7 protein-coding genes are annotated in these 13,644 nt (G+C 72.0%); 1 reads left to right on the top strand and 6 read right to left on the bottom strand.

The features are described 5' to 3' along the window. Positions 1 to 72 precede the first annotated feature (72 nt). The 5 genes from ACIP9H_RS16005 to ACIP9H_RS15985 form a co-directional block, all read right to left on the bottom strand. Entirely contained in the window at positions 73 to 681 is a 609-nt protein-coding gene (locus tag ACIP9H_RS16005; protein ID WP_401592156.1) for a hypothetical protein, read from the bottom strand. Between the two features lie 32 nt (positions 682 to 713). After that, positions 714 to 4,379, bottom strand: a complete 3,666-nt coding sequence (locus tag ACIP9H_RS16000) for a S8 family peptidase (RefSeq protein WP_401959469.1) — start codon at positions 4,377 to 4,379, stop codon at positions 714 to 716. 116 nt (positions 4,380 to 4,495) lie between these two features. Continuing rightward, a complete protein-coding gene (locus ACIP9H_RS15995; RefSeq protein WP_401592160.1) occupies positions 4,496 to 4,666 on the bottom strand; it encodes a hypothetical protein in 171 nt (56 codons plus the stop codon). 109 nt (positions 4,667 to 4,775) lie between these two features. After that, positions 4,776 to 7,703 (bottom strand): helix-turn-helix transcriptional regulator, encoded by a 2,928-nt coding sequence (locus ACIP9H_RS15990; protein WP_401959468.1) that lies wholly within the window; start codon positions 7,701 to 7,703, stop codon positions 4,776 to 4,778. Positions 7,704 to 7,961: 258 nt separating this feature from the next. After that, complete coding sequence (locus ACIP9H_RS15985; protein WP_401592164.1) at positions 7,962 to 11,267, bottom strand: GH92 family glycosyl hydrolase; 3,306 nt, start codon at positions 11,265 to 11,267, stop codon at positions 7,962 to 7,964. Positions 11,268 to 11,576: 309 nt separating this feature from the next. On the opposite strand from ACIP9H_RS15985, the gene ACIP9H_RS15980 reads away from it, so the two are divergent. Beyond that, positions 11,577 to 12,269: a hypothetical protein gene (locus tag ACIP9H_RS15980; RefSeq protein ID WP_401959466.1), complete on the top strand. Its 693-nt coding sequence runs from the start codon at positions 11,577 to 11,579 to the stop codon at positions 12,267 to 12,269. On the opposite strand, the gene ACIP9H_RS15975 is transcribed toward ACIP9H_RS15980, so the two are convergent. Further along, positions 12,270 to 13,514 (bottom strand): YbfB/YjiJ family MFS transporter, encoded by a 1,245-nt coding sequence (locus ACIP9H_RS15975; RefSeq protein ID WP_401959464.1) that lies wholly within the window; start codon positions 13,512 to 13,514, stop codon positions 12,270 to 12,272. Positions 13,515 to 13,644 lie beyond the last annotated feature (130 nt).

Genomic DNA, 13,644 nt, shown 5'->3' with positions numbered 1-13,644 from the left:
TTCGGGCGGTGCCGCCCGGGACGGCCGGGGCGGGACGGCGGTCCCGCCCCGGCCTTGTGTCTGTCCGGCCTCTCAGCGCAGCGTGTACGCCGAGGGGAGGGTCTGCCGGACGGTGTTGCCCTGGCTGTCGGTCGCGCTGATCCTCAGTCCGACGCCGTGGGCGGCCTGGTCCCGCCGGGGGTTCCTGACCGTCGTGGTGAAGGTGTTCTTCCCGGTGGCGCGGGTGGTCGCCGGGCGCCAGGTCCTGCCCCCGTCGAAGGTGGTCTCCGCCTTCAGGGAGGTCACCTTGGGGAGAGCGGTGAGGCGTTCCTGGTAATAGCCGACGACGGTGATGTCGTGGCTCTCCCCGGCCTTGACGGTGTTGTCCAGCGCCAGACCGAAGTCGTAGCGCAGGAAGATCAGCGGCTCCGGACGGCACGCCGCCGTGTCGCCGCCGACCACCTCGCCCATGCACGGGCTCAGCTGCGGGGCGTCGTCCTTGGCGGGTTCGGCGGAGGTGTACTGCCACACCGTGCTGACGTCGTCGGTCTTCGCCTCGAACGTGTACCGGGCCGACTTCGCCGGCAGGTCGTACGAGACGAGGTCACCGCCGTCGCAGCCGGTCAGCGCCAGCATCACCGCGGCTGCGAGCACCATGAGGGCCCCTCTGCGGCGTCGTGCCGACGGCACCGTGTTCTTCATCGCGTTGGTCTCCTTCGCGGTCTCTCGTGCCGTCACTGGGTCAGGTAGTCGACGTCGGGGAGCGGCTGCGTGTGCCGCGCGATCTCGTCACCGGACGCGTTCCGCAGCATGAAGTCGCAGGTGAAGTCGAGGTTCGGCAACGTGGTCGACGGGGTCGGCCCGCACGCGGGGACCTCGGTGAAGTCGTGCGTGATCAGCTCGTCGTCGACGATGCCCATCAGCGCCTGGCGGCCGCCGCCGCTGCCCGTCACGAAGACACTCGGGTAGAACGTGTCGCCCTGCCGGCACCCCGAGCACGGTCCGGCCGAGACGGTGAAGCCGGACGGGGTCCGCGCCTGCGACGCGGCTCCGGGCACGGAGGGTCCCGCGTTCCAGTGGATCGCGTTCCTGCCGGTCAGGACCAGGTCGTTCACCTCGGTCCGGTTGTGCGTCATGAAGGAGTCCGCCCCGTCCTCGGCCCAGGAGGCGGTGAACCGGCTGATCGCGTCGGGCTGCCGTGCGACGAAAACGGTCATGGCCTTCTGCGTGGCAGGGTGCGGCAGGGACACCTGCGACGTGACGGGCGTGGCCCGCAGGTGCTGCATCCAGCTCAGCTGGTGGACCCAACCGGGCCGTGCCCCGTGGAAGGACAGGTCGACCCGGTCCAGATCGCCCTTGCGGACCCGGTAGGCGCCCGTCCCGATCTGCCCCTCGTCGTGGTACCTGGCGACGTACGCCGTCGGCACGGCACTGCCGCCGAGAGTGATCCGGACGTGCGACCGGTCGGCCTTGATGCGCTTGATCAGGCCTTCGGCCTGCGCGTAGGGCACGGTCACGACGGGCAGCGCGGTGTACGCCTGGAGCGCCGGGCAGCTCTGCGGCCCGAACCCGCACTGGTCGAGCGTGCCGGGGCTTCCCAGCGAGGTCAGGTCCGGTGCCGCGACCAGCACACCGACGGCGCCCGCTGCCGCGGCGGCGGCCACCCGCTCGTCCCGCAGCCTGGCGAAGTCGCACGTGCCCTGGCAGATGTCGGCCGGGGTCAGGAGGACGAGCTTGCCCCGGGCGCCGGCGTCCGCGAGCTCGGCGGCGGTCCCGTTGCCCGCGTAGACCACCGGCAGGTGACCTTCGACCGGCAGCCGGGGAACCGGGATCGCGGCTTCGCGGAAGCCCGGGTCGCCGTCGTCGTTCAGCCACATCTGCGTCTCGCTCACCGTGGCGTCCGGCGTCGCGTAGCGGGCGGACAGGCCCGTGGGGGCGCCGCCGCCGGAGGCGCGCAGAGTGACGGCGGGGGTCACCCGCGAGCTGTAGAAGTCATGGGTGAAGGTGCCCATGCTCACCTTGCCGGTGGTGGGCAGCACCCACCAGTGGGGTTCGACGGCCTTGTAGTCGGCCGAGAACACCGTGCCCGTCGTCCACGCCCCGGTCGCCGAGACCCGGTTGACGGCGTCGGAGGCCGAGTAGGTCTCGGTGGACTCCGGGTACTGCACGCTCAGCGGCTTGGCCTTGCGCAGGTCGAACGTGACGGTGGTGGCCTTGGAGAGGCCCACCTCCGGGGCGATCGGCTGGGCCTGCTGCCACTCGCCGGACGCGTCCCGCCAGCTGACCGGCATCTGCACCGCCCAGGTGCCGCGGAAGAGCTGCTCGGTCATCGTGTCCCGGTCGATGTCGAGCACCGGGCCCGTGTGCAGGTGGACCTGGTCGTCGACCGGCAGGAAGGTGGCGGTGCCGTAGCTGACGTCGGTCGCGCCCGCCGGGGGGACGACGTTCAGGGTCAGCGGGAACTTCTCGGCTTCGAGGAAGGTGTGGATGCCCGAACTCAGCTTCACCGAGCCCGAGTCGTCGCGGGCGGTCAGCAGCCCGTTGTAGCCGCCGAAGGGCCCGTTGTCGCCGAGCACCCTGCCGTCGACGGTCACCGACACCTCGGCGGAGCCGCCGGCGGGCACGACGACCGTGTCCGTGCTCAGGGTGAACAGGCCCGCCTTGGTGGGCTTGCCGTCGGCGAACGAGACGGGCATCGCCAGGTGCAACGTGGTGTCGTCGTCACCGCGGTTGGTGTACGTGATCGTCTTTGTCACCGGCGCGTGCGGGAAGGCCAGGCGGCCGAAGTTCAGGGTCCCCTTCGGGACGATCCGCGGATTGGTCGCGGTCGCCAGGTCCACCCGGCCCCGGCCCTGGGCGTACATGTCGTGCCCGAGGTCGGTGGCGGTGTCCATCAGCAGCGCCTTGATCTGCTGCCCCGTCAGTTCCGGGTGCTGCTCGGCGACGATGGCCGCGGCGCCCGCCACGTGCGGGGTCGCCATCGAGGTGCCGTCGGCCGCGGTGTAGTACTGGTCCACCGGCGTGCCCATGGACGTGCCCGCGGCGCGTGCCGCGACGATGCCGACGCCCGGGGCCGCGATGTCGGGCTTGGCCGCGCCGTCCCCGATCCGCGGACCGCGGTTGGAGAAACTGGCCATCTCGTCGTTCTTGTCGACGGCCGCCACGGTCAGGGCGTCGTCGGCGGAGCCCGGGGAGACGACCTTCTGCGGGACGAAGCCGGAGTTGCCGGCCGCGACCACGAACAGGGTGCCGGTGGAGCGGCTGAGCTCGTTGAGCGCCTGGCTCATCGGGTCGGTGCCGTCGGTGGGGTCGCCGCCCAGACTCATGTTGACGACCTTGGCACCCGAGTGGGCGGCCCAGTCCATCGCCGCGATGATGCCGTCGTCGGGGCACTGGCCGCTGTCGTCGCAGACCTTGCCGACCAGCAGCTTGGCGCCGGGTGCGACGCCCTTGCGCAGCCCCTTGGAGGCGGCCCCGCTGCCCAGCACCGTGGACGCCACATGGGTGCCGTGCCCGTGGCCGTCCTTGGCCCCGGTGGGGCTGCCGGTGAAGTCGACCTGGCCGACGATGCTGCCGGCGACGTCCGGGTGGGTGGCGTCGATACCGGTGTCGAGCACCGCCACCGTCACGCCGGTGCCGTCGTAGCCGCGCTCCCAGGCGACGGGCGCGCCGATCTGCGGCACCGACTGCTCGAGGTCGACATGGGCCATGCCGTTGAGCCAGACCTTCTTGACCCCGGCCAGGGAACCGGCGGACCGGGCGGCGGCGGACGTGGCGTCCGTCTTGCCCCGCACCTGCTGCCACCAGCGGCCGTCCTCGGCGACGTTCATCGAACGGCCGTTGATGCTCGGCAGGGCCCTGCCGCCGGAGGCGCCGGCCACCTTGCGCGTCATGTCGGCCTTGGCGGTGCCGGTGTAGGTGACGAGCACCGGCACCGTGCCGCCCTTGCCCGCCGCGGTCAGTGCCACGAGCTGGCTCAGGTCGAACAGCCCCCAGTCCAGCAGCCCCTTGCCGATCAGCGCGAGGGCGTCGTCCGGAACGACGTACGTCCTGCCCTGGCGGGTGATGGTGTGGAACACCACCGGGGGAGCGTCGGGCCGCGCCGCGCTCTCGATGTCGCGGACGACCGGCTTGCCGGAGTCGTCGACACCGACGTGCAGCTTGTCACCGGTGATCAGCGTCACCGGCACGGCACCGCCGGACGCGGCGACGACCCGCGCCAGGTCGGTGTCGGCAATCGCCGTGGGGCTGTTCGTCCGTACGGCACCGGGTCGCGGCGTCTGCCGCGCCGGCTCGGCGGCGTGGGTCGCCGTGGTCGACACGACCATCCCGAGGACCGTCAGACCGACGGTCACCGTGCCCAGGCGTCTGCCGAGACGCTTCCTTGTGCTTCGCCTCATCTATGGGTCTCCTGTGGGATGAAGGAGGGGACATACCGGGGGACATGCGGCGCGAAGGCACGCGGGACTCCGCACCGCGGGCGAGCCCGGTGCGGCGGCGGCCCTGGGACCTCGCGCTAGAGCGGTTCGTACTCGTCGGCGCCGCCGGCGCCGTTGGTGCCCCGGGCGGCCGGAGTGCCTGACGGGCCGTCCGGTGTCGCTGACGGCGCCGGTTCGTCCTCGGCACGGAGCGCCGGCTCGAACGGGGTGTCCGCCGGCTCCGTCGCCGGCGGTTCTGCGGTTGACATGAGCACGAGTGTGCAACCGGGCCCGGACCGGCCTCGATTGGTCAGATGCGGGATTTAACTCGTCGTTCGCGCGCGCGTCTTTTTTTCGTCCGGGACGGCGGCGCCGAATTCACTCGTCGGGCAGGGTGTGCTTCTGCTCGCCGACGAGTCCCAACTCCGCCACTTTGAGCGCGAGTCCGGTCCGCGACGTCGCCCGCAGCTTGCGCATCGCCGACTTCACCTGGCTGGCCACCGTCTGCGTGGACACCACCAGCCGGTCGGCGATCTGGCGGTTCGTCAGGCCGTCGAGCAGCAGGCGGGCGACCTCCAGCTCGCGCGGGGAGAGCTGGTCGCCGTAACCGGGCCGTCCCCGGCCGCGCGCCTCCCGGGTACCGGCGCCCTGTTCGTTCAGCGAACGTGCCACCCGGTCGGCGTCGTTGCGGGCGCCGAGTCCGGACAGCGCCCGGCGGACGTCCGACAGCACCGGCAGCGCGGCGTCGTGACGGCCCGCGGCGAGCAGGCAGCGGGCGTGGTGTTCCCGTGCGAGCAGGGCGTCGTACGGCCGCGGCAGCGCCTGCCAGGCATCGGCCGCCCGGGCGAACAGTGCCGCCGCGTCGTCCGGCCGGCCGTCCGCCTCGGCCAGCATCGCCCGGCACAGCACCAGGGACGCCTGCGGCGCCGGGGCGTCCTTGCCGCCCAGGGCCCGCTCGAAAGCGCCCACCAGGTCGGCGGCGTCGCCCGGCCGGCCCGCGGCGACCAGTGCCGCGACCCGTACCGGCGCGAACTCGGCGGCCCTGGTCCAGATCCCGCTGCCGACGGCGACCTCCGCCACCTCGTCGGTCAGCCGCAGCGCCTCGCCTGCGTCGCCGTCGCGCAGATACAGCCCCGCCAGAGCTGTCGTCGCCTCGATCCGCTGCTGGTCGTCGCGGCCGGCGAAGCGCAGCCGCTCCTCGGCCGCCGCGCGGTCCCCGGCGGCGATCTGCATGAGGCCCGCCACGAGGGAGGCCTCGCACCGGTCCTTCAACCGCACGCCATCGTCGTCGTCGACCAGCCGGGCCGCCCTGTCGGCGAGTCCTTCCCAGGCCCCGGTGAACCAGTCGAGGTGGGCCCGGGACGAGGCGATGCTGGCGAGGTACTCCAGGAACTCGTGGCGCTCGGCGATCGCGGAGGCCACGGCCAGCCGCGAGCGGGCCTCGTCGTACCGCCCCCACCGCATCGCCTCCTCCCCGACGTTGGTGTGGCCCACCGCGACCATCGCCGCCTCGCGGGAGTTGGCGACGTCGTCCGGAATGCGCCGTGCCTCGTCCCAGCCGCTCTCCTCACCGAGCATGAGCAGCGCGAAGGCACGCTCCACCGACAGGCGCATGCGCTCGTGCGGCGCGATCGACACCGTCATCGCGGGTGCCTCGTGCAGCCAGCGCAGATGCTCCGACACCGGCCGTGCGTTGCCGAGGGGGAGCGCGAGGAGAATACGGGCCCGCGCCGCCTCCAGCGAGTCCGGCGGCAGTTGCGGCACGGCTTTCAGGATCTCGTTCCGGCCCGCCTCGATCTCGCCCGCCACCATCAGCACCCGGCCGATCTGGAAGCGGACCAGGGACTCCTGTCCCGCGGTCAGGGCCTGGGTCCCCAGCGCGGACCGCAGCGAGTCGATGATCCTGGAATGGGGGTCGGAGCCCGGCAGCGACTGGAACTGGATCTTCGCCACGAGGCCCACCAACTGCTCCACCGGCAGAGTCACGCTCGTGACCAGGCTGTGCAGCAGCCGCGTCGAAGTGGCCACGTCACCGGACTGCGTGGACAGGTCGGCCGCCCGCTCCGTGTAGCGGCACGCCGACTCGACGTCGCCCGCCAGCCGGAAGTGCCGGGCCAACTGCGCCACCGGCGGCAGCGGCCAGCGCTCCATCGCGCGGCCGGCCCGCAGATGCATGGCACGCCGCTCCTCGGCCGGGATGGCCTCGTACACCGCGTCGCACGCCAGGGCATGGTGGAACGACCACTGCCCGGGCCCGGCCTCGCGCAGCAGACCGCATCCCAGGGCGTCGGCCGCCAGTGCGCCGAACCGGTCCTCGGGCAGGCCCGTCACCGCCCGCACGGTCGCGTGGTCGGCCGGACCGGAGAGCACCGACACCGCGTAGAGCACCGTCCGGGTGTCGGGCCGCAGCCGCCCCACGCGCTCCAGCATGGCGTCGCGAATGGTCGGCGGCACGTCGATGCGGTCCAGCCGGCGCCGCGCCCAGCCGCCGTCCTGGCGGACCAGGTCGGCCCGGTCGTGCATCAGCCGCACCGACTCCTCCACGGCCAGCGGCACACCCTCCGTCCGCGCGTGCAGGAAGGCCGCGAACTCGGCCGACACGTGCTCACCGGCCAGCATCGACGAGACGACCGCGGCGGTGTCGTCGATCCCCAGCGGCGCCAGCACCATCCTGACCAGGTGCGCGTCGGCGGGCAGGCGGGAGGACAGCCGCAACAGCAGCGAATCGGGCGGGACATCGTCCCGCCGGTACGTCACCACCACGCTCACCGGCTGCGGGCGGCGCGACACCAGGAAGAGCAGGAACTCCAGCGTCGCCTCGTCCGCCCAGTGCACGTCCTCCACGACGAGCAGGGCCACGTCGAGCCGGCTGAGCACCTCGACGAACGCGCGGAACAACCGGTGCCGGGCCGCGGTCGCGTCCTCCAGCGGCTCCGGCGCGGGAGGCAGTTCGTCGGCCCACTCGGGGAACAACGGGCGCAGCGCGCCGCCAAGGCCGCTGAGGCGCAGCCCGGCCGCGCTTCCGACCCCGTCGCGCACCGCGTCCACAACCGCGCCGAGTGTGTACGGCACGCGCAACTCAGGGCAGGCACCGACCAGGGCCCGGCGTCCTCGTTGGGCCTCGGACGCCAGTAACTCCCGCAGCAGGCGGGTCTTTCCGATCCCCGCCTCACCGTCGATCAGCACCACGGCGGGGGGTTGACCGAGCGCCGCACCGAGCGCGCCGACCTCGCGGTCGCGCCCGACGAACCGCGGCACGGAAAGCGTCGGGAGCCGACCGGCGTCGGTGGTGGGCCGTCTCTCCAACGCCTGCCCCTTCGGTCGGTCGCCCTGCGTGAGCTCGACTTTAGCCGTGAACGATCACGAGGCAAGGGGTTCGGGCCAGATGTTTGACCCGGCAAGCGATCGCTTCCCCGAACCCTGCCGGTGTGTAGATGCGCGGCACGAGGGGCATCGCGATGCCTCGGCGGTGCGGGCAGCGCCCTGAGGCGCAGCCGAGCCGGATACAGACCGGGGCGGGGTGGGCACGGCCGCGGCCGTCCCCACCCCGCCCCCGTCGCGGGATCAGGCCGTGGCCACCGCGAACACGTGGATGACGCCGCCGTCGGTCGCGCCCGGCAGGGTCACGCTCGCCAGCCGCTTGCCCGCCTGCAAGGCGATCGGAGCCGTGGCGAAGACGTCCGTACCCACCCGGTCCACCCCGCCGCCCGACACGTCGCGGTACGGGGTGTGGAGCGCCACGACGTTGCCGAAGGACGGCTGCTGGGTGCCGCCGCCCAGCGTCCAGTCACTGAACCCGATCGAGGCCTCCTGCGTCGTGCCGTCGGTGTACGTGAGCGTCACCGTGCCCGTCGTCGTGCCGTTGATGGCACTGCCCAGCAGGCTCAGCTTCGTCGCGTCCGGGGAGCCGGCCGACAGGTCGAGGACCTGCGGCGCGCCACCGCCCACCACCTCGATGTTGTCCGGGTCGCCCGGGTTCACCGCGGGCCACGTGAAGTCGAAGCCACCCGCGGAGACCGTGCCACCGGGCTTCGCGCCGGCATCCGCGAGCGCCTTCGCCGAGTAACTCCAGCCCTGGCCGTCGAAGTTGGCCTGCGGGTTGGTGTCATCGGCCGAGATACCGGTGTTGTTGAGGTTCCACATGACACTGTCCCGCGCGGCGACGGTCACCGCGAGCGACGTGCTGGGCACGGCCGCGCCGGACGCCGAGGTCAGGGTCACCGGCACCGTGTAGAAGCCGGGCCGGGTGTCGGTCGCGGCCGTGACGGTGAACTTCTCACTGGCCGAACCCCCCGCGGGCACCTTGAGGTTGCCCTCCGACGGCGTGACCGTGATTCCCTTCGGCGGTGTCGCCTTCCAGTGCACGGTGGCGGCCGCGTCCTCGATCGTCTGCACCTTGACCTGGGAAGCGGTCCCCGTGGTTCCCGGCTCGACCTTCACCTGGCCGGGCGCGGTCCCGGTGAAGAACGGCACCCCGCCCTCGCGGAAGGACGGCGGGGCGTCGGCCGGGGCACTGCCCCAGGACGTGTCCGGCGTGCTGCCCAGCGTGAAGTCCAGGGTGCCGCCGTGCGTGACGAAGGAGGCGGGTACCCACGGCTTGTCGGACTTCTTGCCATCGGTCCGCAGACCCCGTATGTACCGGTTCTCCGCCGAGGCACCCGGTGCGTTGACCGTGATCTTCTTGCCGTGTCCGGTGCGGATCACCGCGCGCGGGAACAGCGGCGCGGAGAGCACCAGGTCGGCCCGGCTGGGGACCTGCGGGTACATGCCGAGCGCGGAGAAGACGTACCAGGACGACATCGTGCCCGCGTCGTCGTTACCGGGAATGCCGCCGGGCTGGTCGGTCCACAGCTGGTCCAGCGACGCGCGCACGGTCTCCTGGGTCTTCCAGGGCGCCCCCAAGTAGTCGTACAGGTAGGGAGCGTTGATGTCGGGCTCGTTGGTGGGGTCGAAGCGCGTGGGGTCCTGCGCCGAGAAGTCGAAAGCGCCGGCCGGGGTACGGAAGAACGCGTCCAGCCGCTTCACCGCGGCGTCGTTGCCGCCCATCGCGCGGGCGAGGCCCGCCACGTCCGAGTAGACCATCCAGGTGTACCGGGCGCTGGTGCCCTCGACGAAGCCGCTCTCGGTGCTCGGCGAGAACGAACCGCCGACCCAGGTCCCGTCCGCCTTCCTGTCCCGCATGTAGCCGCCCTGCGGGGTCGCGTTCGCGTCGAACACGTACCTCCAGGCGCCCGAACGCTCCAGGAACTTCTTCTGGTTCGCGCGGTCACCGACGGCGCCGGCCAGTTCCGACAGCCCGTGGTCGGCCGCCGCGTCCTCCAGCGTCTCGGCCGCGCCGCCCCAGCAGTGGCAGCCGTCCGCCGGCACGTAACCGAGCTTCAGGTACTTGTCGAGCGCCGGGCGCTGCCCGACACACTCCACGTTGCAGCCCGCGCTGTCCGAGTCGTTCGCCGTCGGCACGGTCGCCGCGGTGATCAGGGAGCGCAGCGCGCCCTTGACGTCGAAGTCGCGTCCTCCGAAGGCGTGGATCCCGGCGAGCGCGGCGGCCGACGGATCGCCGGACATCACACTGGTCTTGCCGTTCTCCAGCAGCCAGCGGTCCCACTCGCCGTCGCGCTGGCCCGCGTAGTTGAAGAGGGACTGGGCGTAGTCGCTGCCCGCCCGCGGGTTGAGCAGCGTCATCAACTGCACCTGCGCGCGGTACTGGTCCCAGCCCGAGAAGGTGCCGTACTGCGCCTTCTGGCCCTTCGCCAGCTTGTGCGGCTTCAGGTCCGCGCCGAGGTAGCGCCCGTCGACGTCGCTGGTCAGCGTCGGTTCCAGCATCGAGTGGTACAACGCGGTGTAGAAGGTGGTGCGCTGGGCGTCGGAGCCGCCGCTCACCTTCACCTTGTCCAGCTCGTGGCGCCAGGCCGACTCCGCCTGCGACCGTACCTTGTCGAATGTCTTGCGGGGCGGGTTCTCGGCCTTGAGGTTGGCCTCGGCGTTGGCCGCGCTGACGTACGAGATCGCCACCTTCGCCTGGACCTGCGTCGTGCCCTGAGCGAACGTCACATACGCGCCCGAGCCCTTGCCCGCTGCCGGGATGCCGTTCGTACCGTAACCGGTGCCACCGGAGGCCGAGGTCGATCCCGGGTTCAGCGTGGTGTCGGTCCAGGTGCCGACCTTCGCGAACGGCTGGTCGAAGTGCGCGGTGAAGTAAAGGGTGTAGAGGTCGTGGCGGTTGTTCGCGTTCATCGGGCCGCAGAAGTTGCCGGCGGTGACCGAGCCGGTCACGGTCCGCGCCGCCTCGTCCACCCGCACGGTCGCGTCGCCGCTGCCCGTCTCGGAGTTGGACGTACGGAACAGCATGCTCGCGGGCTTGTCGGCGGGGAAGCCGAAGCGCCCCGAGCCGGTGCGGGGGGTCGTGGTCAGCTCCGCGGACGCGCCGCTGGCCAGCCCCACCTTGTAGTAGCCCGCCTCCGCGGTCTCGTCCTCGTGGGAGAACGAGCTGGCGTACTTGGCGTCGGTGGAGTCGGCCGAGGGGGAGGAGTCGACGTCGCCGACGTACGGCATCACGGGGATGTCGCCGTTGGCCCCGTAACAGCCGACGCCGTTGAGGTGGGTGAGGCTGAAACCGCGGATCTTCTTCGCGTTGTACTCGTACCCGCCGGGGGCGGGGGTCGAGATCTGGCCCCGGGTGTTCTGCGGACTCCAGGCGAGCATGCCGAAGGGCTGCACGGCGCCGGGGTAGGTGTTGCCCGCGTTGGTCGAGCCGATCAGCGGGTCGACGTACGCCGCGGTGTCCCGCACCTCGCCCCGGTCCGAGGCGGCCGGCGCGGCCGTCGCGGGGACGGCGGCGGCCAGGGAGAGGACGGTTCCGAGTGCCGCCATGAGCGCGACGGCCGCGCCACCGGGCGTCCGGCGCCGTAGGGAGCGCGGTGTCGGCCGGAGCCGCCCCGCGCCAGAACGAACTGATGGTGTGTCTGACATCGTTGTCTACCCTTCAATTCAGTTCGGACAACGCCTCGTTAGACAACGTTGTCAGGGTGCGGACAGATGCTCCTCCGGTTGATCGCCAGGTGTCAAGGGTGCGCGTGTGGCGAGATGTACCCGGCGCCGCACGTGCCGGCGCAGCCGAACGTGGCATGCGACAGGGTGCGTTGAGCCGCTGTTGTCAGACGCGTGGGCTTGAATGGCGCGGTGTCCGTCAGCGAACTCATCCGTCAACTGCCCGCGATCCCGGTCGTCCGCGACTGCTCCCGGGCCATGGCCGTCCTCGATGCCGTCATGAGCCCGGAGTGGGAATTCAGGTTCTACTCGTTCGATGCCCGGTGGTCGCCGACCGAGGAGACGGCCTCCATGCGCGACGGGTCCGGCGGCGAATACTCGATCGTCTTCTCGTCCGCGGGGGCGTACGCCCGCGGCTTCGACCACGAGTCGCCCATGAGCCCGCACAGGGTCACGCCGCCGGTCCCGTGGCCGGGGCTGTTCGACGGCTTGCCGAAGGTGTTCGCCCACAACGTCTCGGAACCGGCGTTCACCGGGCACGACGGGACACCCCGCGTGACCGTGTGCTTCTGGCGTGAACAGGCGGACGCCCGGTGGACGGCCGGGACCGTCGAGGCCCTGCCCGGTGGTGTGGAGCACGACGGCGGTGCGGAGTGGTTGTTCGACGTCCTGGCGGACGGCCGCCCCGAGGCCTATCAGCAGTTTGCCGAGGACTACTACGAGGTCGCGGTGGACATCGAGGCCGTCCGCCACGTCTATGCGTTGCGGCCCCTCACCCAGGGCGTCGTATCGGCGCTCAACCCGGAGGTGGGCCTTGCCGATCTTGCCGAGGACCTGAGGCGAATCGGGTATCCGGGTCTGGAAGCCGGCTGCGGGGCCGCGTGATCATTCGCTGAGCGCGCCCGCCGGGGCCACGGTGGCGGCCGGGCGCCGTTCGGTGGCGGGGCGGAGGAAACGCGTGGCGAGGTGCGTGAGGAGCGCGAGCGCGAGGGCCGCGGCGCCGATGAGGAAGAGCACGTGGTGGTTCTGGCCCGTGAGGTCGAAGACGTACGAGTAGAGGTACGCCGACACCGCCAGGGAGAGGGCGCCGGCGATGGTGGCTCTGCCCCAGGCGGCCGATTGGGCCTCGGTGTTGGCGGGGACCAGTTCGTGGACGCGGCCGAGGACGACGGGTACGACCCCGGGCGGGAGGGTGCCGATGACGGCGCTGAGCACCGCGATCTCGGGGAGGGCGTGAGCGAAGGCGAGCGCGGTGAGCGCCGCCGCCTGCACGACGGTGATGAGCAGTAGGGCCCTGGCGAATCCGAGGCGGTCGCCGAGCAGCCCGTAGAGCGTGGGGCCGAGCAGTGCGCCGAGCCCGTAGACGATCCATATCAGGGAGCCGCCGCCGGAACCCCTGCCGAGGCCGCGGCTGACGAAGTCGGCCAGGAAGGACATGGCGGGGACGATGCCCATGGAGATCAGGGCGTATTCCACGAGCAGCAGCGCGAGTCGTGGCGAGCGGGCCGGCCGCTCCGCCCGCGGCGGGGGTGCGGACGGCGCGGCCGGCGAGGGCGCCGCGGGCGCGGGCCAGCCGTTCCAGCTCAGGGCGGTGAGCAGCGCGCACAGCGCGGCCAGGCCGATCCATGTGCTGCTCAGGCCCGCGGTCAGCAGGAGCGGCACCAGCGTTCCCGAGGCGGCGATGCCGATGCCGAGGCCGGCGAAGATCGCGCCGCTCGCCAGCCCGCGGCGCCGGCCGTGCAGGTGGGGCAGCACGGCGCCCGCGACCCGCACCATGATCACGCCGCCGGCCACCCCTGAGACCAGGCGCCAGGCGAAGAACCAGCCCACGGAGACCGGGACGCTGCACGCGAGGAGGCCCACTGTGGCGAGCGCCATCATCCAGCGCAGCGCCCGACGGTCGCCGAGCCGCCGGGCGACGCGGCGGGCGGCGAGTGCGCCCAGCAGGTAGCCGGCGAGGTTGGCCGAGCCGAGGTAGGCGACGGCCGACGGCGAGAACCAGTGGGCGTTGACGATCTCCGGCAGCAGGGGCGTGTAGGCGAAACGGGCCAGGCCGATGCCGACGAAGCTCGCGCTCGCGCCCGCCGCGATGGCGCGCCAGGGGGCGGGTCCGGGAGGTGTGGTGCTCATGTGCATGTGTCCGCTTTCCGGCTGGGCGCGGCGGTCCGGGGCATGGCTCGGCCCGTCTGCCCGAGCTATCTTTGACAGGCTCGTCATGTTTGACAGAGTTGCAAACTTTGACGATGGCGTCAAAAATGAA

Origin of the sequence: Streptomyces sp. NPDC088732, assembly GCF_044751205.1 — a bacterium.
GTDB lineage: Bacteria > Actinomycetota > Actinomycetes > Streptomycetales > Streptomycetaceae > Actinacidiphila.
The sequence above is the reverse complement of the archived record's forward strand: the minus strand, read 5'-3'. Positions and strand labels throughout refer to the sequence as shown.

Coding starts and splice junctions, on each gene's coding strand:
- ACIP9H_RS16005 (WP_401592156.1), bottom strand. CDS start 681: ATGAAGAACACGGTGCCGTCGGCACGACGCCGCAGAGGGGCCCTCATG.
- ACIP9H_RS16000 (WP_401959469.1), bottom strand. CDS start 4,379: ATGAGGCGAAGCACAAGGAAGCGTCTCGGCAGACGCCTGGGCACGGTG.
- ACIP9H_RS15995 (WP_401592160.1), bottom strand. CDS start 4,666: ATGTCAACCGCAGAACCGCCGGCGACGGAGCCGGCGGACACCCCGTTC.
- ACIP9H_RS15985 (WP_401592164.1), bottom strand. CDS start 11,267: ATGGCGGCACTCGGAACCGTCCTCTCCCTGGCCGCCGCCGTCCCCGCG.
- ACIP9H_RS15975 (WP_401959464.1), bottom strand. CDS start 13,514: ATGAGCACCACACCTCCCGGACCCGCCCCCTGGCGCGCCATCGCGGCG.